Origin of the sequence: Microbacterium foliorum (genome assembly GCF_003367705.1) — a bacterium.
In the GTDB taxonomy this organism is placed as follows: Bacteria; Actinomycetota; Actinomycetes; order Actinomycetales; family Microbacteriaceae; genus Microbacterium; species Microbacterium foliorum.
Genome location: NZ_CP031425.1, coordinates 464,625 through 489,338, shown reverse-complemented (window position 1 = coordinate 489,338; position 24,714 = coordinate 464,625). Strand labels below are relative to the sequence as shown.

Annotated in this window: 21 protein-coding genes; 9 read left to right on the top strand and 12 right to left on the bottom strand. The window is 69.2% G+C overall.

The window, feature by feature from the left end; all coding sequences use genetic code 11:
* Window positions 1–77 precede the first annotated feature (77 nt).
* From DXT68_RS02335 to DXT68_RS02315, 5 genes are all read left to right on the top strand, one after another.
* Window positions 78–620 carry an ECF transporter S component gene (locus tag DXT68_RS02335; RefSeq protein WP_045252765.1) on the top strand — a complete coding sequence of 181 codons (543 nt, stop codon included), beginning with the start codon at window positions 78–80 and terminating at the stop codon, window positions 618–620.
* A 129-nt stretch (window positions 621–749) separates the two neighbouring features.
* Window positions 750–2,513, top strand: a complete 1,764-nt coding sequence (locus DXT68_RS02330; protein WP_045252764.1) for an ABC transporter ATP-binding protein — start codon at window positions 750–752, stop codon at window positions 2,511–2,513.
* Complete coding sequence (locus DXT68_RS02325) at window positions 2,510–3,328, top strand: energy-coupling factor transporter transmembrane component T (RefSeq protein WP_045252763.1); 819 nt, start codon at window positions 2,510–2,512, stop codon at window positions 3,326–3,328. Before DXT68_RS02330 ends, DXT68_RS02325 begins: the two co-directional genes overlap by 4 nt.
* 11 nt (window positions 3,329–3,339) lie before the next feature.
* Window positions 3,340–4,215, top strand: coding sequence for a siderophore-interacting protein (locus DXT68_RS02320; RefSeq protein WP_045252772.1), 876 nt, complete (start codon window positions 3,340–3,342; stop codon window positions 4,213–4,215).
* A gap of 209 nt (window positions 4,216–4,424) precedes the next feature.
* Window positions 4,425–5,000, top strand: a complete 576-nt coding sequence (locus DXT68_RS02315) for an ECF transporter S component (protein ID WP_045252762.1) — start codon at window positions 4,425–4,427, stop codon at window positions 4,998–5,000.
* 291 nt (window positions 5,001–5,291) lie between these two features.
* On the opposite strand, the gene DXT68_RS02310 is transcribed toward DXT68_RS02315, so the two are convergent.
* Together DXT68_RS02310 and DXT68_RS02305 are read right to left on the bottom strand one after the other, a co-directional pair.
* On the bottom strand, window positions 5,292–6,455 hold the full coding sequence (locus tag DXT68_RS02310) for an acyl-CoA dehydrogenase family protein (RefSeq protein ID WP_045252761.1): 1,164 nt from the start codon (window positions 6,453–6,455) through the stop codon (window positions 5,292–5,294).
* 163 nt (window positions 6,456–6,618) lie between these two features.
* The gene (locus DXT68_RS02305; RefSeq protein ID WP_045252760.1) at window positions 6,619–7,554 is read right to left on the bottom strand and encodes a M15 family metallopeptidase; all 936 of its coding nucleotides are present in this window, start codon (window positions 7,552–7,554) and stop codon (window positions 6,619–6,621) included.
* A gap of 81 nt (window positions 7,555–7,635) precedes the next feature.
* On the opposite strand from DXT68_RS02305, the gene DXT68_RS17180 reads away from it, so the two are divergent.
* From DXT68_RS17180 to DXT68_RS02285, 3 genes are all read left to right on the top strand, one after another.
* Window positions 7,636–9,729, top strand: coding sequence for an intein-containing Rv2578c family radical SAM protein (locus DXT68_RS17180; protein WP_045252759.1), 2,094 nt, complete (start codon window positions 7,636–7,638; stop codon window positions 9,727–9,729).
* A gap of 83 nt (window positions 9,730–9,812) precedes the next feature.
* On the top strand, window positions 9,813–10,001 hold the full coding sequence (locus DXT68_RS02290) for a hypothetical protein (protein ID WP_045252758.1): 189 nt from the start codon (window positions 9,813–9,815) through the stop codon (window positions 9,999–10,001).
* Window positions 10,002–10,068: 67 nt separating this feature from the next.
* A complete protein-coding gene (locus DXT68_RS02285) occupies window positions 10,069–10,608 on the top strand; it encodes a YaeQ family protein (protein ID WP_045252757.1) in 540 nt (179 codons plus the stop codon).
* A 187-nt stretch (window positions 10,609–10,795) separates the two neighbouring features.
* Here DXT68_RS02285 and DXT68_RS02280 read toward each other — a convergent pair whose 3' ends face one another.
* Entirely contained in the window at window positions 10,796–13,084 is a 2,289-nt protein-coding gene (locus DXT68_RS02280) for a DEAD/DEAH box helicase (protein WP_045252756.1), read from the bottom strand.
* A 289-nt stretch (window positions 13,085–13,373) separates the two neighbouring features.
* Between DXT68_RS02280 and DXT68_RS02275 the strand changes: the two genes are divergently transcribed.
* Window positions 13,374–14,270, top strand: a complete 897-nt coding sequence (locus DXT68_RS02275) for an aldose 1-epimerase family protein (RefSeq protein ID WP_045252771.1) — start codon at window positions 13,374–13,376, stop codon at window positions 14,268–14,270.
* Between the two features lie 110 nt (window positions 14,271–14,380).
* Here the strand turns inward: DXT68_RS02275 and DXT68_RS02270 are convergent, their stop codons facing one another.
* The 9 genes from DXT68_RS02270 to DXT68_RS02230 form a co-directional block, all read right to left on the bottom strand.
* Window positions 14,381–17,590, bottom strand: a complete 3,210-nt coding sequence (locus DXT68_RS02270; RefSeq protein ID WP_045252755.1) for an efflux RND transporter permease subunit — start codon at window positions 17,588–17,590, stop codon at window positions 14,381–14,383.
* A 31-nt stretch (window positions 17,591–17,621) separates the two neighbouring features.
* Window positions 17,622–18,227, bottom strand: a complete 606-nt coding sequence (locus DXT68_RS02265; protein WP_045252754.1) for a TetR/AcrR family transcriptional regulator — start codon at window positions 18,225–18,227, stop codon at window positions 17,622–17,624.
* A 110-nt stretch (window positions 18,228–18,337) separates the two neighbouring features.
* Window positions 18,338–19,507 (bottom strand): Gfo/Idh/MocA family protein, encoded by a 1,170-nt coding sequence (locus DXT68_RS02260; RefSeq protein ID WP_045252753.1) that lies wholly within the window; start codon window positions 19,505–19,507, stop codon window positions 18,338–18,340.
* 45 nt (window positions 19,508–19,552) lie between these two features.
* Complete coding sequence (locus DXT68_RS02255) at window positions 19,553–20,617, bottom strand: LacI family DNA-binding transcriptional regulator (RefSeq protein ID WP_045252752.1); 1,065 nt, start codon at window positions 20,615–20,617, stop codon at window positions 19,553–19,555.
* A gap of 3 nt (window positions 20,618–20,620) precedes the next feature.
* Window positions 20,621–21,514 (bottom strand): carbohydrate ABC transporter permease, encoded by an 894-nt coding sequence (locus DXT68_RS02250; RefSeq protein ID WP_082068779.1) that lies wholly within the window; start codon window positions 21,512–21,514, stop codon window positions 20,621–20,623.
* Window positions 21,507–22,466, bottom strand: coding sequence for a carbohydrate ABC transporter permease (locus DXT68_RS02245; protein ID WP_045252751.1), 960 nt, complete (start codon window positions 22,464–22,466; stop codon window positions 21,507–21,509). The genes DXT68_RS02250 and DXT68_RS02245 overlap by 8 nt, the downstream gene beginning before the upstream one ends.
* A 6-nt stretch (window positions 22,467–22,472) precedes the next feature.
* Window positions 22,473–23,744 (bottom strand): ABC transporter substrate-binding protein, encoded by a 1,272-nt coding sequence (locus tag DXT68_RS02240; RefSeq protein ID WP_045252750.1) that lies wholly within the window; start codon window positions 23,742–23,744, stop codon window positions 22,473–22,475.
* A 177-nt stretch (window positions 23,745–23,921) separates the two neighbouring features.
* Complete coding sequence (locus tag DXT68_RS02235) at window positions 23,922–24,281, bottom strand: fluoride efflux transporter FluC (RefSeq protein ID WP_045252749.1); 360 nt, start codon at window positions 24,279–24,281, stop codon at window positions 23,922–23,924.
* The gene (locus DXT68_RS02230; protein ID WP_045252748.1) at window positions 24,278–24,667 is read right to left on the bottom strand and encodes a fluoride efflux transporter FluC; all 390 of its coding nucleotides are present in this window, start codon (window positions 24,665–24,667) and stop codon (window positions 24,278–24,280) included. Before DXT68_RS02230 ends, DXT68_RS02235 begins: the two co-directional genes overlap by 4 nt.
* Window positions 24,668–24,714: the final 47 nt, after the last annotated feature.

Below are 24,714 nucleotides of genomic sequence, written 5' to 3'. Positions count from 1 at the left end.
ACGAACGGATGCCGCAGCGGACGTTTTCCCCGGCGCCCGCCGCCGCGGACCCCTCGACCCGCAAGTAGGCTGGAGGTGTGGCATCCTCCCCCGTCCTGACGACTCGCGTGCTGCTCGTCTGCGCGGCGATCGGCGTCGCGACGGGCATCCTCGGAGGAATCGCCGGCTGGATCACGCTCCCCGTCCTCGCAGGGCCGGCCTTCCTCTACGGGCTGGTGCTCGGGTCGCACGTGCTGCCGGGGATCATCGCGCAGGAGGTGCTGCGGCGTCCGTTCGTGGCTCTCGTCACGCACGTGATCGCGGCTCTCATCTCGAGCGCGTTCAACCCGGCCTGGACGCTGCGCTTCATCGGCACCGCCCTGCTCTTCGGCGCGATCCAGGAGGGCATCGCCGCGCTCACCCGCTACCGCTCCTGGGGCGCGTGGCGCTTCTTCCTGTCGGCGGGCGTGATCGGCGTGATCGTCGCGGTCGTGGTGTTCTTCGCGGCGCACCTCGCCGTGATGCCGCTCTGGGCGCAGATCGCCTACCTGGTGATCTCGGTGCTCGGACCGATCGTCTGGACGGCCGTCGGCCTCGCGATCGGCACGGCTCTGAGCCGCGCGGGCGTCTCCCGGCGCTGATCCTCGCCTCGGCACCTCGCTGCGGCATCCTCCTGCGCGGGTGCTGCGCCCTTGCTGTACCCCTGCTGCAGATCAGGTTAGGCTTAGCTAAGTCAGAACTTAGCCGATCCGCTGAACCGGGGTGATGCCGTGCGCTCCTCTGCGCCCCTGCTGAGCGTGCGTGACCTCTCGGTCACGCACGCGGATGCCGCGCACCCCTCCCCCGCAGACGTCTCCTTCGACATCCACCCCGGCGAGGTCGTGCTGCTGCTCGGCCCGTCGGGCTCGGGCAAATCCACGCTCACGCTCGCCCTCAACGGGCTCATCCCGCATGCCGTCCCCGCGACCATGTCGGGCGTGGTCGTGGCCGGCGGACTCGACACCGCCGACACCCCGACCGCCTCGCTGAGCACGCGCGTGGCGATGGTGTTCCAGGATCCGGATGCGCAGATCGTCACCGGCACGGGCTACGACGAGGTCGCGTTCGGCCCCGAGAACCTGCGGCTCCCCCTCGACGAGGTGCACCGCCGGACCGAGGACGCCCTGCGACGCGTCGGCCTCTGGGAGCGCCGAGACGAGAACCCCGACCGTCTCTCGGGCGGTGGCCGCCAGCGCCTCGCGATCGCCTGCGCTCTGGCGATGGGATCCCCGCTGATCGTGCTCGACGAGCCGACCGCCAATCTCGACCCCCAGGGCATCGACGACGTGTACGCCGCGCTGACCGACGTGATCGCCGCCGGGGACAGGGCGATCCTGCTCGTCGAGCACAACCTCGACGCGGCGATGGGGTTCGTGACCCGCGCGATCGTGCTCGATGCCGCGGGCCGCGTCGCGTTCGACGGTCCGGCCGACGAGGTCATCCGGAGGCACGCCGACGAGCTCGTCGCGATGGGGGTGTGGCTCCCCGCGGCCACGCTGGCGGCGCTGCGGATGCGGGAGCTGGGCCTGCACATCCCGGAGATCCCCCTCACCCCCGCCGAACTCGCCTCGGCGCTGGCGGACCGGCCCTCCGTCGGCCTGCAGGACCACGGCACGGATGCCGGACCGCAGCCGGTGGATCGACCCGACATCCGTGCCTCGATCCTGCAGGCCGCACGGGCCTGGGGCCCGATCGCCCCCTCGATCGACGAGTCGGATGCCGTCAGCGGGTCGCCCACCCCGATCATCCGCGCCCGGGGGCTGACCGTCCGCCGCCACCGCACCGAGATCCTGCACGGTCTCGACCTCGACATCGCCCCCGGAACCCTCACCGCGATCGTCGGGGCGAACGGCGCGGGCAAGACCACGCTGCTGCAGGCGCTCGCCGGAGTCGTGCCGCCCCCGCGACGGCAGGTGTCGGTCGACGGGATGGACCCGGGGTCCGCGTCGCCCGGGGAGCTCGCGAGCCGCATCGGCTTCGTCTTCCAGAACCCCGAGCACCAGTTCATCGCGCACACCGTCTTCGACGAGCTCGCGCACGGCCTCCGACTGCGACGCACCTCGGATGCCGAGGTCACCGCGCGGGTCGACGCCATGCTCGAGCGGTTCGGCCTCGAAGCCAAGGCGCACGTGCACCCCTTCCTGCTCTCGGGAGGAGAGAAGCGTCGCCTGTCGGTCGGTACCGCGCTCATCACGCGCCCACGGGTGCTCGCCCTCGACGAGCCGACCTTCGGACAGGACCGCGCACGCGCATCCGAACTCCTCGCGCTGCTGCACGACCTGCGCGACGAGGGCACCACGATTCTCATCGTCACCCACGATCTCGCGCTCGTCGCCGCGCACGCCTCGCACACCGTGATCCTCGCCGACGGACGCGTGCATGCCGCCGGTCGCACCGCCGACCTCTTCCGCGACGAGCGCCCGTTCGTCGACGCCGGTCTCCGCCTCCCGGCCCTCCAGCGGGTGCTCGCCGCAGCAGGGCAGGCGCTCGCATGAGCGCGCAGACGTTCGACCCGTACGCCGCGGTGGCCGAGCCCTCGCCCCGCCGGTTCCTCCACGCCCTGAACCCGCTCGCGAAGGTCGCCGGAGTCGCCCCCGCGATGGTGGTGCTGATCTTCGTGCGCGACCTCGCGACGCCGGCGGCCTTCCTGCTGCTCTCGCTGATCCTGATCGTCGTCGGAGCGCGACTCACGGCGCGCAGCGCGGCCCTGCTGTTCCTCGCCCTGCCGGTCGGGATGGTCGCGATCGCCCTCGGCTTCTCCCTGTGGGTAGACCCTGATCTCGTCGCCCACACCCCCGTGGCCGCTCGGATCGGCGACTGGACGCTGTTCCAGGGAGCCCTCGCGATCGGCGCCGCCACCGCCCTGCGCCTCGGCTCGATCATCGCGCTGGCGCTGATCGGAGGACTCACCACCACGGGCCCCGATCTCGTGCGGGCGAGCGTGCAGCAGCTGCGGGTGCCGTATCGGATCGGGTACACGGCTCTCGCCGCGTTCCGCTTCGTTCCGCGTTTCGGGCACGAGCTGTCGGTGATCCGCGCCGCGCACCGCGTGCGCGGCCATCACGGCGGCAGCGGACCGTTCGCGCGCATGGCCCGGGGGTGGGGGTACATCGTGCCGCTGCTGGCGGGAGCGATCCGGCATGCGGAGCGTGTCGCTCTCGCCATGGACTCCCGCGCCTTCGGCGCGCACGCCTCGCGTACCGAGCCCCACCTCGTGCCGTTCCGCCTGCGCGACACCGTCTTCATCGGATGCTGCCTCGCCGCATCCGCCGCGATCCTCGTGATCTTCTTCCCCTGGCAGCTTCCCTGAAAGGTATGCGCATGGCGTTCAGCAAAATGGTCAAGCCCGAGTCGTCCGAGGTCATCCACCTCGAGGTGCTGCGCACCGAACGCCTCTCGCCGCACTGGATGCGGGTGACTCTCGGTGGTGGCGAGATCGAGAAGTTCCGGCCTATGGGCTTCGATCAGTGGTTCCGGCTGTTCCTGCCGATCGGGGGCGAGGCCGGGCTCGACCGTGTGCCCGCCAAGGCGAACAGCCTGCTCGGATACCTCCGATTCCTGCGCATCCCCAGCGGCGAGCGCCCGGTCATGCGCAACTACAGCGTGCGCGCGTATCGCCCCGCATCGGAGGGCGCGGGGCCCGAGATCGACGTCGACTTCGTGCTGCACGGATCGGCTGAAGACGGCACGGCCGGACCCGCTTCGCGGTGGGCCGAGACCTGCGAGCCCGGCGAGCCCGTGCTGATCCTCGACGAGGGGATCACGTTCAACCCGCAGCGCGGAACCGAGCGGGTGGTGCTGGTGGGCGATGAGACGGCTCTTCCCGCGATCGCCTCGATCTGCGCCTCGCTGCCCGATGACGCCACGGGCACCGCTCTCATCGAGGTGCCCTCCGAGGGGGATGCACTCCCGTTCCCGCATCCGCAGGGAGTCGACATCGTCTGGCTCGTGCGCCCGCACGAGTTCGCACCCGGGACTTTCGCCCTCGGCCGGTTGAGCGATCTGGAGCTGCCCGAGGCCCCGTTCCACGCCTACGCCGCAGGCGAGCAGTCGCTCGCCTCGGGCACCCGCAAGCACCTGGTCGGCGAGCGCGGGGTCGATAAGAACAGCGTGAGCTTCTGCGGTTACTGGAAGATCAGCGCAGGCTCCCCCGCGTCGAAGACCGCACGGGACGCGTCGGCGGAGCCCCGCGCATGAGCGGGGCGGATGCTGTGCGCCCGAACCCCCGCGCGAGCGCGTCGGCCGCCGGTGCGGGGTCGTCGGCCGGTGCGGAACCGCACCCGGCACCCGGTGCGGGGTCGTCGGCCGGTGCGGGGCCGGAAACGCACCCGGCACCCGGTGCGGGGTCAGAAACGCACCCCGCACCCGGTGCGGGGTCAGAAACGCACCCGGAATCGCCCTCCGCGGTGCAGAATCGACCCCGCAGCGGCGTCGGCCGCTCGCGCTTCCGCCTGCCGACCGCGATTCTGCTCACCTGCGCGGCGCTCGGGGTGGCCGGCGGCATCCTGCTCGCGCCCGCCAACTGGATCTCGACGGTCCTGTTCCTCGGCGTCCCGTTCGCCAGCGTGGCGCTGGCCGGGTTGTGGCTGCTGCCGTCGGTGATCGCCCTGCGTCTGCTGCGACGCCCCGCGGTCGGCCTGCTGGTGGGGCTCCTCGCCGGGCTCGTCATCGTGCCGTTCTCGGGTTACGGGTTCAGCAGCGTGGCCACGAACCTCTGGTGGGCGGCGTTCACCGAGCTTCCGTTCCTGTTCGTGCTGTGGCGCTACTGGGGAACCTGGATGCACTACCTCGGCGCGGCGATCGTCGGCATCGTCTACCCGATCCTCGCCTGGACGTCGTTCAACCTGGGGACGTTCGACCTCGGCCTGCAGATCACGTTCTTCGCGATCACGCTCGCGAGCTGCCTCGGCGGCACAGCGCTCGGGATCGTGATCGCCGACCGGCTGCGACGCGCGGGTGTCGGCGGTCGCCTGCCGCGCTGACAGACCCTGGCCAGACCCGGGTCGCCCTGTTCAGATCCGGTCGTCCTGTCCAGATCCGGTCCTCCGCTCCAGATCCGGTCCTCCTGTCCGATCCTGGTCGCCCCGGCCGGGCACAGTTTCGGATGCCGGCGCGAGGCGCGCCGTTCGCCGACCTCCGACCCCGGCGCGTCTCTCCTGCCCTCCGAAGCCGTGCCCAGGGCACAGGGCCGCCTCGCTCCGACGGCCGGCCGACCGACCGCGACGCAGAGGGGCCCCGGATGCTGGCATCCGGGGCCCCTCTCGTGATCTGCGTCAGCGCTTGCCGGCGATCTGACGGCCGACGATCTCACGCATGATCTCGTTCGTGCCGCCGTAGATGCGGTGCACGCGGGCGTCGAGGAAGGCGCGCGCGATCGGGTACTCGGTGATGTAGCCGTAGCCACCGTGCAGCTGCACGCCGGTGTCGAGCACTTCCCACTCGCGCTCGGTCGCCCAGAACTTCACCTTCGCGGCCTCCTCGGCCGAGAGCTTCCCCTGCGAATAGGCCAGCAGCGCGCGGTCGACGTATGCCCAGAGCGCGTCGACCGTCGTCGCCATGTCCGCGATCTTGAAGCGGGTGTTCTGGAAGTCGATGATCCGCTCGCCGAACGCCTCGCGGTCCTTCGTGTAGGCGACGGTCCAGTCGAGCGCGGCCTGCGCGGCTGCGGCGCCGGCGACACCGATCGACAGGCGCTCCAGAGGCAGGTTCATCATCAGCTGCACGAAGCCCTTGCCCTCGACACCGCCGATGAGGTTCTCGTCGGGGACGAAGACGTCGCTGAACGAGAGCTCGGCCGTGTCGTGCCCCTGGAAGCCCATCTTGTGGAGCTTCTTGCCGTGCTCGAACCCCTCCATCCCGTCTTCGAGCAGCACCAGGCTGAACGCATCGGGACGGTTGCCCTCACCGGTCTTGACGAACGTGACGACGAGGTCGGCGGTGGCCCCCGACGAGATGAAGGTCTTCGCGCCGTTGACGATGTACCCGCCGTCGGTCTTCTTCGCCGTCGTCTTGATTCCGCGCAAGTCGGACCCGGCGCCGGGCTCGGTCATCGCGAGGGCGCCGATCACCTCGCCGGTGGCCATGCGGGGCAGCCACTTGGCCTTCTGCTCCTGCGTGCCCATGTGCACGAGGTACGGCACGGCGAGGTCGTCCTGGATGCCGAAGGCACCCGCGAGCGAGCCCGCGCCGGCGGCGATGACCTCTTCGTTCACGACCGCGCGGAAGCGGAAGTCCTGCAGCATCCCGGCGCCGCCGAACTCCTCGGGCACGGAGAGTCCGATGATCCCGGCCTCTCCCGCGGCGAGCATGGTCGCGCGGTCGACCTCACCGTCGGCATCCCACTTCTCGATCGTCTCGTGCGTGACGTGGCGCTTGACGAAATCCTTGACGAGGTCGCGGAATGCCTCGTGATCCTCTTCGTAGATGTCGCGTTCCATGGCGTCCTCCTGAGCGTTGGTGCGTCTTTGCTCCGGCGAGTCTATGCCGGTTCACCGACACCACGACAGCACGTTGTGAGAATGCATCCCACATTCGGTGACACTGGGTACCGCGATTGTCGGATGCCGCAATGAGGTCGTCGCGACCGGCATCCGCGGGTGATCAGTGGATGTAATCGGGAGCCGCGGGAAGCCCGAAGAACTCCTCGAGCGTGTGATATCCACCCTGGTGGTAGGCCGCGGCGAGCTCCCGCCCGACGTAGCGGAGATGCCACGGTTCCGGCTTGTATCCGGTGATCCCCGAGCCCACCTGCTCGTACCGCACGATGAAGCCGTACTCCCACGCGTTCGCCGCGATCCAGTCGCCCTGCGCGGTCGCGCCGAACGACTCGATCGCACCGCAGGACGACTCGCACGCCACGAGGTCGATCGCGAGCCCGGTCTGATGTTCGCTGTGGCCCGCCCGCGCCGACGACGCATCGGCGCCCGCCTGGCCGTCGGTGCGCACATGCGAGGCATGGGTCGCGACCTGCAGGTCGTACGACCGGTATCCGTTGTTCGCTCCGATGCGCCCCGCCCCCTCGGAGTCGGCCGCCGCGGCCATCTCTCCCACCGCGGCGGCGACATCGGCGCGAGCCTGGCCCGAACGCGTCGTCATCTGCACCGGGATGTCGGCGAGAGGCGACGGCGCGAAATCGAGGGGGGTCAGCGGACGCGCCTTGTTGACCACGACCCACACGTGCGCCGGGTCGTCGAGAGCGATGCACGGCGCGTTCCCCGCGATCACGGCCGCCCGAAAGCCCTCCCCACCACCGAACCCGGCGATGATCGCCGCGTCGTCGGCGACCGAGATCGCCTCGAGCACGCTCGGCTCGGCGCACGGGTCGGCCGCAGTGGTCGCACCGACCTCCACGGCCGGCACCTCCTGCGCGACGACCGGCTCAGGCATTCCCGGATCGTCTGCGGCCGAGATCGCGACGGGCGCCGAGGCGAGCGAGAGCAGGATGCCGATGGCGGTCACCGCGAGTCCGACCGGCAGCGCCGGCCCTCGTGCCGGGGACCGGGTCGCCGCATGCTGAGGCTGCGGCGGAAGATGCATGCCTCCATTGTCCCTTAAGTCTGCTCGAACATATGTCCGCTCGGGTTGACGCATCCATCGTTCTTATGTTCGAATGAATGCATGAGGTGGCAAGGTCAGAAGGTCGGCGATGTCGACTCCGGGGCTCTCCCGGGGCTCGAAGACCGGTCGAGCGTGCTGCGCACGGTGACCACGCCCGAGTTCGCCGGCATGACGTTCCATGAGGTGCTGTCGAAGTCCGCGCTCAACCACGTCCCCGGCGCCTCGCGGATGCCGTTCGCCTGGACGATCAACCCGTACCGGGGATGCAGCCATGCCTGCGTCTACTGCCTATCCCCCGACACCTTGATCCTTTGCGCCGATGGCCGCCAGCGGCCCCTGCGTGCCCTCGAGATCGGTGACGAGATCATCGGCACCGAGCGGCAAGGCAGCTATCGCCGCTACGTTCGCACCAAGATCCGGGCGAAGTGGGCGACGCGGAAACAGGCGCATAGGGTCACGCTTGCGGATGGGACCGAACTCGTTGCGAGCGGGGATCATCGGTTCCTCACTGAGCGCGGGTGGAAGCATGTCGCAGATGCTGATTCCGGGAAACGTCCACATCTCACGACGAACAATCGGCTCATGGGGTTCGGAATCGGATCCGCCGGGTCGTCGATCGATGCGCTCTCATCCGGATACCGTCGGGGTTACCTCTCGGGAATGATCCGCGGCGACGGGACGATCTTCCACGGCACCTATCCGAGCGAGTCCCGAACCCGCGAGATACACAGCTTTCGCCTCGCGCTGATCGATGACGAAGCCCTCGAGCGAACTCGGCGATTCCTCGACGATGAAGGCGTGCCGACCAGGACCCGCCCCTTCGCGGTCGCCACCAATACGCGCAGCGCTGCGGACGCGATCCACACCGCCGCCAGGCATCATGTCGAGACCGTCGAGTCGCTCGTGGAGACGCCCGACGCTCCGGACGCCGACTGGTACGCGGGGTTTCTCGCCGGCATCTTCGACGCGGAGGGAAGCTGCTCGCAGGGCGTCCTGCGGATCTCGAACAAGGACGCAGAGATCATCGCGCTGATCGCACGCGGTTTGCGGATTTTCGCGATTCCGCATGTCGTCGAAGATCCGCGCCCCAGCGGCGTTCGTTGCGTCCGTGTCGTCGGCGGCCTCCCCAGCCGCCAGCGATTCTTCGCGATCTGCTCGCCGGCGATCACTCGCAAGCTCTCCATAGAGGGGACCGCGGTGAAGAGCGTCGCCGATCTGAGGGTCATCGAGATCACGCCGATCCCGGGAGAGCAGGAACTGCTCGATATCACGACCGGCACAGGAGACTTCATCGCCAACGGGGTCGTCAGCCACAACTGCTTCGCCCGAGGGACGCACGAGTACCTCGACCTCGACGGCGGGGCGGACTTCGATTCGCAGATCGTGGTCAAGACCAACGTGGTCGAGGTTCTGCAGAAGGAGCTGCGCAAGGGCAGCTGGCAGCACGAGACCGTCGCACTGGGCACCAACACCGACCCGTATCAGCGGGCCGAGGGGCGCTACCGACTGATGCCGGGGATCATCGACGCGCTGGCCACGTCGGGAACACCGATGTCGATCCTCACGAAGGGCACGCTGATCCGTCGCGACATCCCTCTGCTGGTCGCGGCCGCGCAGCGCGTGCCCGTCGACATCCAGATGTCGATCGCGATGTACGACGACGAGCTGCAGAAGGCCATCGAGCCGGGCACGCCGACGACGCAGGCGCGGCTCGACACGGTGCGGGCTCTGCGCGATGCCGGGTTCCGTGTCACGGTGTTCCTGATGCCGATCATGCCCCACATGACGGATTCGGTGGAGGCGCTCGACACCGCACTGCACCGTATCAAGGAGGCGGGCGCGAGTCGCGTCGTCTACGGCGCGCTGCACCTTCGCGCGGGCGTGAAACCCTGGTTCATGCAGTGGCTGGGCGAGTACCGCCCGGATCTGCTGTCGTCGTATCGCGGGCTGTATCCGGGGGTCTCCGCCGAAGCCCCGAAGGGCTATCGGCAGTGGCTCGGCAAGAGGGTGCGTCCGCTGATCCGGATGCACGGCCTCGACGCCGAGCACGAAGACGACTATCCGGTGCGCGGCATCCGCTCGTCCGCCCCGCACGGACGCCCGGCGCCCGCCGTCGCGCCGCCTGCCGCGCCCGCGCAGCCGATGCTGTTCTGACGCGCGCTGACGCGCCGTCGCTCCGGAACTCTGGCGGCGTCACCGGGCGTGTGCGCGCCGAGCATCCCGTTAGGTTGGACTGCATGTTCCGCGCATACGTCGCCCTGCTGTTCCTCGCCGGTCTCGCCGCGACCGTCTTCGGCACGCTGATGCCGCTCGGCGGGGGCTCGACGCTCGTGATGGTGGGGGCGGCAGCCCTCGGTGCCTCCTTCGTGCTGATCGGGATCGTGCTGCTCGGCGACCGAGGTACAGCGTCGGCATCGTCGCGATAGGGCTCCGCCGGTCGAGTGATCGGTCGAGGTCCGGCGAGGGCGTCCAGGGCGCGTAGGCTCGGTCGTTATGGCTACCGGCTCCACGATGCACACGTTCGACGTCCAGTTGGCCGACATGGATCGTGGCGTCTACGACGACTACTCGCTGCGTGTCGCCCGGCATCCGTCAGAGACCGACGCCTACATGCTGACGCGCGTGCTGGCATACGGACTCGAGTTCACCGAGGGCATCACCTTCGGCGGCGGCATCTCGCAGACCGACGAGCCGGCCGTGCTCGTGCGCGATCTCACCGGCAGCACCACGGCCTGGATCGAGGTCGGAGCGCCGGATGCCGAACGCCTGCACTACGGATCCCGGCTCGCCGAGCGCACCGTCGTGTACACGCACCGCGACCCGGCGAAGGTCATGGCTCCGTGGGCCGACAAGCGCATCCACCGTTCCGAAGACCTCCGCGTCTTCAGCTTCGACCCCGGCTTCGTGGATTCGGCCGCGCCCCTCCTCGCGCGTCGCAACACGATGACCCTCACCGTCACCGAGCAGGTGCTCTATCTCGACCTCAACGGCACGACGCTGACCACCGCGATCCACGAGCACCGACTCGGCTGACGCGGGCTCCCGCGCACTGCGCCGCACCGTGCACCGCACCGTGCACCCGTCGGGAGGAGAACTGCCCGTCGGGCGGACTCGCCGCCTGAGATCCTCCTCCCGACGGGTGGATCTCCTCCCGGAGAGACGGGGCACGCCACGAAAAAGGCCCCGCCGCCGCAGATGCGGAGACGGGGCCTTCGAGCGATCAGGCCGTGAGGTCTGCCGCGGTCGGCACGCGGCCGGCGATCTCCTCGATCAGGTCGTCGTTCAGGCGCGCGTTCTCGAACGGTGCCTCGATCTCGGCGCGCTCCAGCAGCTCCGTCATCCGGCGCTGACGCTGGCGTGTGATCAGCGTCACCACACGTCCCGAGCGACCGGCGCGACCGGTGCGGCCGGAGCGGTGCAGGTACGTCTTGTACTCGTCGGGGGCATCGGCCTGGACGACCAGGTCGATGTCGTCGACGTGGATGCCGCGGGCGGCGACATCCGTCGCGACGAGCACGTTCACGCGGCCCGAGGTCAGACGCTCGAGGTTGCGCGTGCGCTTGGCCTGGTTCAGGTCGCCGTGCAGCGAGACGGCCGGGATGCCGGCATCGTCGAACTGCTCCGCCAGCATGTCGGCGTAGGCGCGGGTGCGGGCGAAGACGAGGGTCTTGCCGTCGCGGTCGACGAGCGAGGTGAGGATGTCGGCCTTGTCGCGGTGCTCGATGACGAGCACGCGGTGCTCGATGGTGCTCGAGTCCTGGTCTTCACCGGCGACCTCGTAGACGGCAGGATCGACGAGGAACTCGTCGACCAGCGCCGCGACCTCGCGGTCGAGCGTGGCCGAGAACAGCAGCTTCTGGCTGCCGTCGGCGGTGTGCCGCAGGATGCGCTGCACGGGCTCGACGAATCCGAGCTCGCACATGTGGTCGGCCTCGTCGAGCACCGCGATGCGGCAGTCCGACAGATCGAGCTTGCCCTGGTTGATGAGGTCCTCGACACGACCGGGCGTGCCGATGACGATGTCGACGCCCTTCTTCAGTGCGCCCACCTGACGTCCCTGGGGCACGCCACCGTAGATCTGGGTGGTGAACAGGCCCACGCTGCGCGCGATCGGCTGAATGGTGCGGTCGATCTGCAGGGCGAGTTCGCGGGTCGGCGCGAGGATGATCGCGCGCGGCGACCGGCCGAACTCACGGCGCTTGCCGGCCTGGGACTGCAGGACGCGCTCGACGAGCGGCGCGCCGAAGGCGATGGTCTTGCCCGAACCGGTACGGCCGCGGGCGAGCACGTCGCGACCCGCGAGCACGGCCGGGATGCTGGCCGCCTGGATCGGGAACGGCGTGGCCGCCCCCATGCCCACGAGGGTGTCGACGATGTTGGAGCCGAGTCCGAGATCGCCGAAGGTCACACCATCGACCTCGACGGCCGCCACCGACTTCGCCTCGAGGCGCTCGTGCACGACGTCATCGCCCTGCTCGAACTTCTTGCTCGGCGCGGCGGCAGGAGTCGCGTTCCAGTCGTTGCGGCTCGGACGCTCGTTGCGGCTCGGACGCCCGCGGGTGTCGGAGGTCAGCGGGCGCACGCGGTCGGCCCGGTATGCGCCACCGGTCGACGGACGCGAACGCTCGTCGCGGCCGCCCTCGAACGACCGCTGCGTGCGGTCGCGATCGAAGGCGCGGCGGGCACGGTCGGCATCGTAAGAGCGCTCCGGGCGCTCCGCGCCGCGGCTCGGCGCACCGGAACCGCGGTCGTCACGACGCGGACGCTCGTCACGACCGAAGCGCTGACCGCCGCGGTCGTCACGGCCGCCGCGCTCGTCGCGGTAGCTTCCGGGACCGGTCGGACGCTGTCCGCGACGGTCGTCGCGAACGGGACGGCCGCCATCGCGGTGGTCGTTGTCGCGGAAGCCCTGACGCTGCGTGCCTGCACCGCGATCGTCACGGCGCGGACGCTCGTCGCGCTGGCCGCCGCGCTCGTCGCGGTAGGTGCCGGGACCGGTGGGACGCTGCCCGCCGCGGTCGTCACGACGCGGGCGGTCGTCGCGGTCGAAGCGAGGACGCTCGTCGCGTCCGCCGGCGCGGGTCGGGCGGTCGTCGAATCGACGCGCACCGGTCGAGGAGCGGTCGCTGAAGCGGGGACGCTCGGTGCGCTCGTCGCCGCGGTGGTGCGGGGTCTCGCGGCGGCCGGACTCGGCGCGGTTGCGGATGCCGCGAGCCTCGTCGCGACCCGCACGCTCCTGTGCGTTCCAGCGCTGCTTGGGGGCACCGGCCTCGGCCTCCGCCGGGCGGTACCCGCGGTGTCCGACGCTGCGGCTGCCGGGGCGACGGTCGTAGCCGCCGGCGGCGGGAGCGCTGCGGCGATCGCCGGCATCCGCTCGCGCACCGCGCTCGGGACGCCCGGCGTCACGGCCGCCGGCGTGGCGGTCGTGGAACGAGGTCTTGTTCGCGCCGTAGCGCGGCTCGAAATTGGCGGCGGGACGTCCGCCGCGGGGCTTCTTGTTCTTGGGCATGGGTGTGTCCTTCTGAGTTCTCGCACGAGAACAGCGCTGCGCACACGCGCGAGCACCCTGTGCCTGATCCAAAGTGATCGAGCTCGGGGTTCCGGACTGTCAGCGGCCGGGGCCATTCATGTGATGGTTGATTTACGTCGATCGACGCTCACCATCGGCCCCTGGACTCACACTTCTTACACAAAAACGTCCGCGCCATGCGCAGGTGTCCGAAGCCGACCGCACAAGTGTAGCGGGCACGCCTGAAAGAGTGCTCAGTCCGGTGCACCTCGAGCCATACGATGGCGAGGTGAACTCCGCTTCTCCCACCGGCATCCAGGTGCATCTCCAGCTCGGCGACGTCAGCGCCCAGATCGCTCAGGTCGGCGCGTCGCTCCGAGCCCTGCGCATCGGCGCGGTCGATCTGATCCCTCCGTATCCGCTCGACGCTCCGACGCCCTCCTGTTCGGGCGTCGTGCTCGCCCCCTGGCCGAACCGGGTGCGCGACGGACGTTGGGATGACCGGGGCGCCGAGCGGCAGCTCGCGATCACCGAACCGAAGTTCCGGAACGCCAGCCACGGACTGCTGCGCTTCACGGCCTACGACATCTCCGAGACCGCGTCAGCGGCGACGCTCACCGCGACGATCGTGCCGCAGACCGGCTACCCGTACCTCGTCGAGACGAGCGTGACCTACGTACTGCGGGCCGACGGCATCGACGTGACGCACGCGCTCACGAACCGGTCGGCCACTGCGGCACCGGTCGCCCTCGGCACGCATCCCTTCTTCATGATCGGCGACGTGGACACGCAGGATCTCGTGCTGCGGGTGCCGGCGCACACCGCGTTCGAGACGGATGAGCGGATGCTGCCCACCGGAACCCGCCCCGTCGACGCGGCGCTGCGCGACGGCATCCGCGTGGGCGACACGAGCCTCGACACCGGATTCGCCGATCTCGATCGTGACCCCGACGGACTCGTCCGTCATTCGCTGACCGCCCCTGACGGTCGACGCCTCACGGTCTGGCAGGGTGCCGGCTTCGACTTCGTGCAGGTGTTCACGACCGACAAGTACCCCGGACAGCCGCTGGCGGTCGCGATCGAGCCGATGACGGCGCCCGCCGACGCGCTGAACAGCGGCGCCGGCATCCGCCACCTCGACCCCGGCGAGACCTGGACGCTCGAGTGGGGCATCACGCTCGACTGAGTTCCCGGTGCGGCGTGCACGATTCAGCACCGATGCGCCGACACCCGTCCGGGAATCGCTTCCGGGCGGGCGTCGGGCTCAACTGTGCTGAATCGCAGACGGGGCGGCGATCACTCGCCGCGCTCGCGAAGCTCACGACGCGTCAGCTGCGGCGCATGCGGCAGGCCTGCCCCCGCACCGGCGCCCGCCAGCGCCATGTCGCCCGCCGGAGCAGGGCCATCTGACGGCTCCTCGCCGCCGGCCGACGCAGACCCGTCGCCGCCATCCGCTCCGGACCGACGTGCGCGACGCCGCTCCTTCGCGCCCTCGACGAGGTTGTAGAGGGTCGGCAGCACGATCAGCGTCAGCACGGTCGAGGAGATGAGTCCACCGATCACGACGATCGCGAGCGGCTGCGAGATGAAGCCGCCGTGCCCGGTGATGCCGAGGGCCATCGGGGTGAGCGCGAAGATCGTCGCGAGGGCCGTCATGAGGATCGGCCGCAGACGCTTCTCGCCACCGGCCTTGACGGCGTCGATCGTCGACAGACCCTTCTCCCGGTACTGGTTCACCAGGTCGATGAGGACGATCGCGTTCGTCACCACGATGCCGATGAGCATCAGCACGCCGATCAGCGAGGCGACACCGAGCGGCACGCCCGTGACGATCTGCAGCAGGATCGCACCGGTCGCCGCGAACGGCACCGACACCAGCAGCAGCAGCGGCTGGCGCAGCGACTTGAACGTCGCCACCATCACGACATAGACGATGAGGATCGCCGCCAGCATCGCCAGGCCCAGCTGCGAGAACGAGTCGGCCTGCTGCGAGGCGACACCGCCGACCTCGGCTGAGGCGCCGTCGGGCAGGTCGACCGCAGCGAGCGCCGCGGTCACCGAGGCGGTGGCGGTGGCGAGGTTGTCTGATGCCGGAGGCACGGTGATCGTCGCGGTGCGGCGTCCCTGCTCGGTGGTGATCGACGTCGGCCCGTTGCGCTCCTCGACGGAGGCGATGTCCTGCAGCTGCACGACGCCGAGTGCCGTCGGGATCGCGAGCTCGCGCAGCGCCTGGGCCGTAGTGGGCGGCTCGGACGACGCCAGGTAGACGGTCAGCGCGGTGTCATCGATCTCGATCGAGCCGAGCTGCTCGGGGCGCATCGTGTTCGACACGATCGCTCCGACGGCGACCTCGGACAGACCGCGCTGGGCGGCCGCATCGCGGTCGACGACCACGGCGAGGTACGGCAGGGCGGCGGCGAGGTTGTCGGTGATCTGGCCGATGCCGTCACGGTCCTTCAGCTCGTCGATGACGGCCGTCGTCGCGGTCTGCAGGTCGTCGGAGCCGGCCGCCGAGACCGTGATCTCGATGTCGCTGGAGCCGAGTCCGGCCGATGCCGCGACCGACACCTCGCCGACATCGGTGAGGTCCTCGATCGCGCTCTGCACCGAGGCACGGAGCTTCTCCTGGTCGGCGTCTCCGTCGGTGAGCACCGAGTAGGTCACGCCGGCGCCGCCCGAGAAGGCGTCGCGCAGCGCCGAGCCGCTCGATCCGATCGATGCCTGCACGTGGGTGACGCCCTTGATGTCCAGCAGGGCGTCCTCGACGGCGATGGCCGCCTGCGACTTGGTCTCCAGGCTCGCCGTGGGTCCGAGGTCCTGTGTGACGGTCATGGTGTTCTGGCCGGAGTCGCTGAGGAAGTTGATCTTCATCAGCGGTGCCGCCGCGACGGTCGCACCGAGCACGATGACGGCGAGGATCACGGTGATGCCGGAGTGCTTGAGAGTCCACGCCAGGATCGGACGGTAGCCGCGCTGGAGTCGGGTCGGAGGAGCATCCTGGTGCTCCGGGTCGATCTGCACGCCGTGCTCGTCGAGCAGCGGCTTGCCCGGGCGCAGGAACCAGTAGGCGAGCACCGGGACGATGGTCAGCGAGACGAGCAGCGAGGCGACCATCGCGATCGACACGGTGACCGCGAACGGACGGAAGAGCTCACCGACCACGTCGCCGACGAACACGATCGGCAGGAACACCGCGACCGTGGTGATGGTGGAGGCGGTGACCGCCATCGCGACCTCGCGCACCGCGAGGCGGATCGCGTCCCCCTTGTCGGCGTCGCCGACGTAGTGCCGTTTGATGTTCTCGATCACGACGATCGAGTCGTCGACGACTCGACCGATCGCGATCGTGAGGGCGCCGAGCGTGAGGACGTTCAGCGAGTACCCGAACGCCTGCAGTCCGATGAACGTGATGAGCACGCTCGTCGGGATCGAGATCGCCGTCACGAGGGTCGAGCGGATCGAGAAGAGGAACACCAGGATGACCAGCACGGCGAAGACGAGACCGAGGAGTCCTTCGACGGCCAGTGTCTCGATCGATTGCTGGATGAAGGGCGCCTGATCGAAGATGATCGTGAAGTCGGCATCGGGGAACGTCTTGCCGATCTCGTCCAGAGCGGCGATCACGCCCTGCGAGACATCGACCGTGTTGGCGGCGGGCAGCTTGGTGATCGAGATGGAGAGGGCGTCCTTGCCGTCGACGCGAGAGATCGAGGAGACGGGGTCGGACTCCTGCACGACCGTGGCGACATCGCCGATCGACTGGTCGGAGCCGACCAGGGGAAGGGCTGCGAGCTCCTCCACCGAGGTGATCTTCGCGCCGGTCTGCACCGTGAGCGTCTGGCCGTTCTCGGTGATGTCTCCACCGGGGAACAGTGTGCCGTTCTGCTGCAGGGCCGTGCTGATCGCCTGCGTGCTCTGCCCTGCGGCGGCGAGCTTCGCGAGATCAGGGGTGATCGTGATGCGCTGTCCGACGCCGCCGATGATCTGGGCGGCGTTGACTCCGTCGACGTCCTCGAGGTCGGGGATCGCGATGTTCTGAAGCTCGGCCTGGGCGTTCTCGGCGTCGTCGAAGCCGGTGACGGCGACCTGGATCACCGGGAAGTCATCGATCGACACCGTCAGGACCTGAGGGCTGAGGTCGTCGGGCAACTGACCCGAGATGCGGTTGATCGCCTGCTGGATCTTCTGCTCGGCTGTCGCGAGGTTCGTGCCGTAGGCGAAGGTGGCCTGCACGATCGACGCATTGGTGGTGCTCGTCGCCGTGGTGGCCTCGAGCCCCGGTACACCCTGGATCGCCGATTCGATGGGGGTCGACACGTCGTTCTCGACGACCTCGGGCGAGGCGCCGGGGTACGTCGTCTGGACCACGAGGTTCGGGAGTTCGAGCGACGGAATGAGCTCCTGCTTGAGGTTCGTCAGAGCGAGTCCGCCGAACACGGCGGCGACGATCGTGATGAGCGCGATCAGTGCGCGGTTCTTGAGACTCAGGACGGCGAGGTTCGACAAGGCGGATTCTCTCTCGATCGGTTCAGGCGGATCAGGCGGATGCTGCGGCGGAAGATGCGGCGGAGGATGCGGAGGGGGACGCCGGAGAGGGGATGAGGATCCCGGCGAGGGCGTCGCGGATGAGCTCTTCGTCGAGCGGCTCGTCGTGGATCTGTGAGTGCCACAGTACGCCGTCGATGAAGGCGGCGGCGGCCCTGGCGCGATCCGTTCCGTGCACGGGAGAGATGAAGCCGACGATCTCCTCGGACCAGCGCTTGGCGAAGGCGCGAACGCGGGGATCATGCACGGCGGCGGTCACGACCGCGCGATCGGCCTGCACTGCCCGTGCGTCCTCGAGACTGCGGTGCACGAGTCGCGCGATGCCTTCCGGGCTCACGCCCTCGGCGGCGACGGCTCGCCTGGTCTCATCGATGCGCACCTCGACCTCGGCGGCGAGTGCGCCGATGGCCGCTTCGCGCAGGTCGTCGAGGGTGGCGAAGTACTGCGTTGTCGACCCCAGCGGCACACCGGCGCGGGCGGCGACCTTGCGGTGCGTCAGGGCGTCGACGCCCACCTCGATGATGAGCTCGGCGGCGGCCGTGATGATCTCGAGACGGCGCGCTTCAGGGTCACGGCGGCGGCGTGTGCCCTCGCTCATCCGGATCCCCCTGCGCTGCGCTGTCTGTACGCACGTACATGTACGTTTGTACATTCTGCGCGGCGAACCTGGACATTCGCCCGGCGCAGGCGCAGGCGCGCTGCGTGCGGCTACTCCACCTGACCGCGCTCGAAGTACGCGACGAGTTCGGGCTCCAGTGCGGGGATCGTGATCGCCGAGCCGTCTGCGCGCAACGACTCGGTCGCGAGGATGCCGGTGGCCACCGCCTCGCGAGCGGCCACGGGTGACGTCTCGGTCGCTCCCCCGTCACGCACGAAACGCAGGAACTCCGCGACCAGGAGCGCATCGGCTCCGTCGTGCCCCGCACCCTCGGCCTCGGGAACGACGAACGTCTCATCGGCCTCTGCCGCGCCTCGGTGCCGACGATTCCAGAGCCTGACCTCGCTGCCGGCGGTGTCGCCGAAGTTCTCGATGCGCCCCTCGGTGCCGATCACCGTGTAGTTGCGCCAGTAGTCGGGGGTGAAGTGGCACTGCTGGTACGACGCGAGGATGCCCCCTGACAGACGCATGTTCACCATCGAGATGTCCTCGACGTCGATCACCGGGTTCAGACCCGTGAGCGATGCGGGCGGCCAGTTGTCGACGCTGAACCAGTCGGGCATCCGCTCTCCGGTGCGGTCGCGGCGGTCGGCGATGCCGCCGTAGACGCTGAGCTCGCCCATCGCCGCGACCTGCTCCGTATAGGCGCCGGCGAGCCAGTGGATGATGTCGATGTCGTGCGCCCCCTTCTGCAGGAGCAGCCCCGTCGTGCGGCGGCGGTCGGCGTGCCAGTCCTTGAAGTAGTAGTCGCCTCCGTGTCCGACGAAGTGGCGCACCCACACGGCCTTGACGTCTCCGATCCGTCCGTCCTGGATGAGCCCGCGCATCAGTGTGATCACCGGCATGTGGCGCATGTTGTGACCGATGTAGAGGCGACTGCCGGTGCGGCGGGCCGTCTCGAGCATGGCGTCGGCGTCGGCGAGATCGATCGCGAGAGGCTTCTCGCAGAACACCGCAACACCGGCTTCGAGGGCGCGGATGCTGAGGGCGGCGTGCGTGTCGTCGGGCGTCAGCACCATGACGGCGTCGACTCCCGAGGCGAGCAGGTCGTCGAGTGAGTCGGTGACGAAAGCCTCGGGAAGCAGACGCCGCGCGTCATCGCGCGCACGCTCCGACGGGTCGCAGATCGCGGTGATGCGCGACCCCCGGCCGGGGCGGTGCGCTTCCTCGCGCAGGGTGGCGCGCGCGCCGAAGCCGATGATTCCGATGGTGAGATCCACGGTGGTCCTTCTGAGGGTCGAGTCGGATGTGCGCGGACGACTGCGTCAGCGCGCGTGAGTGGTGGAGGAATCGAGGTCCGTCGACGCCCCGGGGAACAACGACCAGGCGAACTCGTGCAGCTGTGCGGGCGAGTCGTCTGCCGCGAGCGCGCGGTCGATGATGATGCGCGCCTGCCGGTCGTAGAAGTCGGTCGGGCCGACCGTGGTCAGGGTGGGAGCGATGAGCTGAGCGTCGGGGGTGTTGCCGACGCCGATGACCGCGACGTCGTGCGGCACGCGGAGTCCGAGCATGTGCGCCGCATTGATGGCCGCGATGGCCGCGAAGTCGGTCGTCGCGTAGATCGCATCCGGCCGGTCGTCGCGCGAGAGCAGCCGCACCGCCTCAGCGAAGGCGCTCGCCTGACCCTCGGTGTAGGTCGCCGTCCACTCGGGATCGACCTCGAGGCCGGCATCCGCCATCTTCTCGAGGTATGGCGTGTACCGGGTGACCTGCGTGGGTGCCAGGCGCACGGCCCCCTCGGCGGCCAGGCATCCGATCCGCACGTGCCGTTCGAGCAGATGATCCATCGCGAGTTCGCACCCGGGGATCGCGTCCGACCGCACGACGTCGAATCCGGCGGGTTCGAGGTGCTCCGAGAACACGACGAGTCGCTGTCCGCGCTGCACGAGGTCGGCGAGTTTGCGCTCGGCATCCTCGTCGATCCCCACCCCGTCGAGATAGGCGACGTCGCTCTCGACCCGGTCGAGAGCCGCATGCCAGTCTCCGTCGGCGAGGATGAGCGTCGTGAGGCCGTGCCTGTTGGCCTCGACGTTCACGGCGTCTGCGACCGCGAGCGACCACGGGTCGCTGAGCATGTGCAGCGAGAGCTGCACCATTCCGCTGCGCCCGGTGCGGATCGTCCGCGCCGCGATGTTGGGCCGGTAGTTGAGCTCGTCGGCCGCCGCGAGCACCCTGGCTGCGGTGGCCTCGGCGACGCCCGCCCCCGAGGCCGCGCCCGAGCGCCCGGAGAACACGTACGACACCGTGGCGGTCGAGACGCCTGCGCGCTCTGCGACCATGCGGAGGGTCGGACGCCGTGAGGTCGTCGACTGCTGCCTGCGCTCTGCCATCGGTCAGCCCTTCGATCCGCTGAAGGCGATGCCCTGGATGAACTGCCGCTGCAGGATCATGAAGGTCACCAGCATCGGCAGGGTCGCGAGCAACGCTCCCGCCATCAGCACCGGGTAGTCGGTGCCGTGGATGCCGACGAGCTGCGAGAGCCCGACGGACAGCGGCATCCTGGCGGGGTCGGTCGTCACGATCAACGGCCAGAGCAGATCGTTCCAGGACCACAGCACAGTGAACACCACGAGAGCGATGATGCCAGGCTTCGCGAGCGGAACCATGATCCGCCAGAAGGTCTGCCACGGATTCGCCCCGTCGATGCGGGCCGCCTCCTCGAGCTCCGCCGGCATCGACATGAAGAACTGACGCATGAGGAACGTGCCGAAGGCGCTGAAGATCCCCGGCACGATCAGTGCCTGCAGGGTGTTGAGCCACCCGAGCGCCTGGATGATCTCGTACTGCGGCAGCAGATACAGCTGCGAGGGCACCATGAGCACCGACAGGAACACCACGAACAGCGCGTTGCGTCCCGGGAACGGAATGCGGGCGAACGCATACCCGGCCATGGTGCACAGCACCACCTGCCCGACCGTTCGACCGACGGTGAGCAGTACGGAGTTCGCGAACATCTGCGCGAAAGGCATCGACTCGAAGACCTCGGCGAAGTTCGTGAAGACCCACTCTCGCGGGAGCAGGCTCGGCGGCACCTGCACCGAGTCCGACAGCGTCTTGAACGAGGTCAGCAGCTGCCAGATGAACGGGAAGACCATGAGGATCGCGCCGAGGAGGAGTACGACGTGGACGATCCAGAGCGCCCTGTTGCGGGGCTTTCCGGGGCGGGTGGCCGAGCGGCCCGTCGGAGCGCCGACGATGGCACGCGTGTCGAGCGAGACCTCACTCATAGTGCACCCACTTCTTCTGCAGACGGAACTGCACGACCGTGAGCACCAGGATGATCACGAGCAGCAGGAAGGCGACGGCGGCGGCATAGCCCCGGTCGTTGTCGAGGAACCCGGCTTCGTAGAACAGGTAGACGACCGTGCGGGTGTTGGGCATGGCCGGATTGCTGCGGCCGAGCATCATGTAGATGAGGTCGAACACCTGCAGCGCCCCGATCACGCTGATGACGCTGACGAAGAAGATCGACGGCGACAGCAGGGGGATGGTGATGGAGAAGAACTTGCGCACCGGACCCGCACCGTCGAGATCGGCCGCCTCCATGATCGTGTCGGGGATGCCCTGGAGCCCGGCGAGGAAGATCACGATGTTGGTGCCGAGGCCCGCCCAGATACCCACGACCGCGATGGCCACGAGGGCGGTGTTCGGATCGGTGAGCCAGCTCCGGCCGTCGATGCCCACAGCATCGAGGGCGGCATTGAGCACGCCGTAGTCGCCGTTGTAGATCATGCGCCACACCAGCGCGATCGCTGCGGGCATCGTGACGACGGGGATGAAGTACAGCGTCCGATAGGCGCTGCGGCCCTTGAGCCCTGCGGTGTTCAGGAGGGCGGCGATCCCGACCGCCAGCGGGATCCCGATCAGGGCGATGACCGTGTAGACGGCGGTGTTGCGCAGCGCCCCGATCAGCTCCGGGTCCTGGAACAGGCGGACGTAGTTCTCGATCCCGACCCACTCCGCGCCGCCGAACGGCCCCGACTTCGTGAACGAGATGAGGAGCGTGCGCACGGTCGGCCACAGGTAGAAGACGGCGATGCCGAGGGCCGTGGGGCCGAGGAAGACGAGAGCCCACCAGGGGGACGCGCCGGGGTTGCGCCGGCGGCGGCGGGTGCCGGTGCTGGGCGCGTCCGGCATCCGCTCCGCCTGCGCGGCCGCAGCTGACGCGACGACGGTCATGGCCGGTTACTCCTGCTCCGCATCGAGCGCTGTCTGCATCTGCTCGGCGAGGTCCTTCAGGCCCGCCTCGGGGGCGACGGCGCCCGACCAGACCTGCGACAGCACCTCACTCTCGATGCTCGTCCACGCCGACGTGTTCTTCGAGACCGGGTAGGGCACTGCGGTGTCGAGAGCGTCGATGTAGACCTGCAGGTCGTACTGCGGCAGGGCGTCGACCCATGCCTGTTGGGTGCCGTTGAATGCGGGGATCACGGTGCCGGACTCGGCCTGGATCTGCGCCGCCTTCTCACCGCTCGCGAAGGCGGCGAACGCCTGCGCCTCGACCGGATGCGAGCTCTTCGCGTTGGCGACGTTGCCCACACCGTGGATCACGCTCTGGTTGCCTTCCGGCCCCTCGGGAAGCGGCGCCACGTTCACCTTGTCGGCGATCTCGGCGTTGTCCCCGTAGGCGATGGCCGCCCACGAACCGTTCTGGAACATCGCGACCTTGCCGGAGAGGAAGAAGTCCTCGGGGTTGGTGTCGGTCATCTGCTGCGCCGTCGGAGACGAACCGGCCTCGATCAGGTCGGTCCACAGCTCGATGCCCGCGAGTGCCTCGGGCGAGCCGTACCCACTCTCGGTGCCGTCGGCCGAGATGACCTCGCCGCCGGCCTGCGCGATCGAGTTGTAGTAGTTCTCCTGGCCGTACTGGCTCGCAGCCACACCGAACTGGCCCTTGGCGGGGTCGGTGAGCGCGGCGGCCGCCGCGGTGAAGTCGTCCCACGTCCAGCCGGCGGTCGGGTAGTCGACGCCTGCGGCGTCGAAGAGCTCCGTGTTGTACCAGAGGGCGACCGTGTCGAAGTCCTTGGGTGCGCCGTACAGCTTTCCGTCGAACGTGTAGAGGTCGATGAGTCCCTGGGGATAGTCGGCGGCGTCTACGCCCGCGTCATCGAGGGGTGCGAGCTGCCCGTTCGAGGCGTAGAGCGGAAAGTTCGGGCCGTTCATCCAGAAGACGTCGGCGGCGGATCCCCCGGTGGCCGCGGTCTGCAGCTTCGTGAAGTACTCCTTGTAGGGCGTCACCTGGATGTCGATGGTGACGTTCGGGTTCTCCTCCTCGAAGGCGGCGGCGATGTCCTCCATCGCGGGCTTCTGGTTCTCATCCCAGATGGCGTAGCTGAGGGTGACGTCTCCTCCCGACGAGCCCTCGCCCCCGGTCGATGACGCACAGGCGCTGAGCGCGAGGACGGCTGCCGCAGAGGCGGCGAGCGCGGCGAAGGTGCGGCGAGAGGTGCGGGACATCGGTGTCTCCTTTGACGGGTGCAGGGCATCGCATCGAGCGGAATCGCCATGTTAAACGATTAACAGTTAAACGATTAGCAAGACACTAACCTGACCGGTCCACGCCGCGCAAGCGTCAGATCGCACCTCACGGTGGACATGCCGGAGCACCGAGGGCGGCGCACGGGGTCAGCGAGGTCAGAGCAGAGAGCCGAGCGCGAGCCCGAGACCGGCCGCGAGCAGGCCCAGCAGCAGCATCCCGACAGCGTTGAATGCGGATGCCCCGCGCTCGCCGTCGCGCCAGAGCGCCACCGTGTCGAGCATCGCGGTGCTGAAGGTCGTGTAGCCGCCGAGCAGACCGGCGCCGAGGAGGAACGCCTGATCGGGCAGCGCCGCCGTCACGACGCCCAGCGCGAACGAGCCGGTGAGGTTCACGACGAAGATGCCCCAGGGGAAGCGACGACCGGCGACCTTCGCGACGCCGAGATCGACGAGGTACCTCAGCGCGGCACCCACACCCCCGGCGAGCGCCGCTGCGACGAACACCAGGGGGTTCACGAGTCGACTCCTGCGCGGCGAGCGGTCGAGCGAGGGCGTCCGATCCACACCCCGAGCACCGCCGCCGCGAGACCGAGCACGAGGCTGATCCCGGCGTAGGCGGCGGCGAGCAGCGGGGCGTGCGCCCAGAGCGCATCCGTGCCCGTCATGAGCGCGCTGTAGGTGGTGAAACCGCCGAGCACACCCGTGCCGAGGAACACTCGCAGACCCGTGGTCTGCGGCAGCCGTGCCGCGAGGATGCCGATGAGCAGCGCGCCGAGCACATTGACCAGGAGAGTGGCGACGGGCACTCCGCCTGCATCGGGCACCGCGAGTCCGACGGCGAGCCGTGCTGCCGTGCCGACACTGCCGCCGGCGAAGACGAGCAGCAGGGGGCGAAGGGTCACGCGGCAACTCTAGTCCGGCCGTTGCAAGGTGATCGGCGATTGTCAAC

Excerpts from the sequence above, each read along its gene's own strand:
- DXT68_RS02325 (WP_045252763.1), top strand. The coding sequence starts at position 2,510 with ATGAGCGCGCAGACGTTCGACCCGTACGCCGCGGTGGCCGAGCCCTCG.
- DXT68_RS02320 (WP_045252772.1), top strand. The coding sequence starts at position 3,340 with ATGGCGTTCAGCAAAATGGTCAAGCCCGAGTCGTCCGAGGTCATCCAC.
- DXT68_RS02310 (WP_045252761.1), bottom strand. The coding sequence starts at position 6,455 with ATGGAACGCGACATCTACGAAGAGGATCACGAGGCATTCCGCGACCTC.
- DXT68_RS02305 (WP_045252760.1), bottom strand. The coding sequence starts at position 7,554 with ATGCATCTTCCGCCGCAGCCTCAGCATGCGGCGACCCGGTCCCCGGCA.
- DXT68_RS17180 (WP_045252759.1), top strand. The coding sequence starts at position 7,636 with ATGAGGTGGCAAGGTCAGAAGGTCGGCGATGTCGACTCCGGGGCTCTC.
- DXT68_RS02290 (WP_045252758.1), top strand. The coding sequence starts at position 9,813 with ATGTTCCGCGCATACGTCGCCCTGCTGTTCCTCGCCGGTCTCGCCGCG.
- DXT68_RS02285 (WP_045252757.1), top strand. The coding sequence starts at position 10,069 with ATGGCTACCGGCTCCACGATGCACACGTTCGACGTCCAGTTGGCCGAC.
- DXT68_RS02280 (WP_045252756.1), bottom strand. The coding sequence starts at position 13,084 with ATGCCCAAGAACAAGAAGCCCCGCGGCGGACGTCCCGCCGCCAATTTC.
- DXT68_RS02265 (WP_045252754.1), bottom strand. The coding sequence starts at position 18,227 with ATGAGCGAGGGCACACGCCGCCGCCGTGACCCTGAAGCGCGCCGTCTC.
- DXT68_RS02255 (WP_045252752.1), bottom strand. The coding sequence starts at position 20,617 with ATGGCAGAGCGCAGGCAGCAGTCGACGACCTCACGGCGTCCGACCCTC.
- DXT68_RS02250 (WP_082068779.1), bottom strand. The coding sequence starts at position 21,514 with ATGAGTGAGGTCTCGCTCGACACGCGTGCCATCGTCGGCGCTCCGACG.
- DXT68_RS02245 (WP_045252751.1), bottom strand. The coding sequence starts at position 22,466 with ATGACCGTCGTCGCGTCAGCTGCGGCCGCGCAGGCGGAGCGGATGCCG.
- DXT68_RS02240 (WP_045252750.1), bottom strand. The coding sequence starts at position 23,744 with ATGTCCCGCACCTCTCGCCGCACCTTCGCCGCGCTCGCCGCCTCTGCG.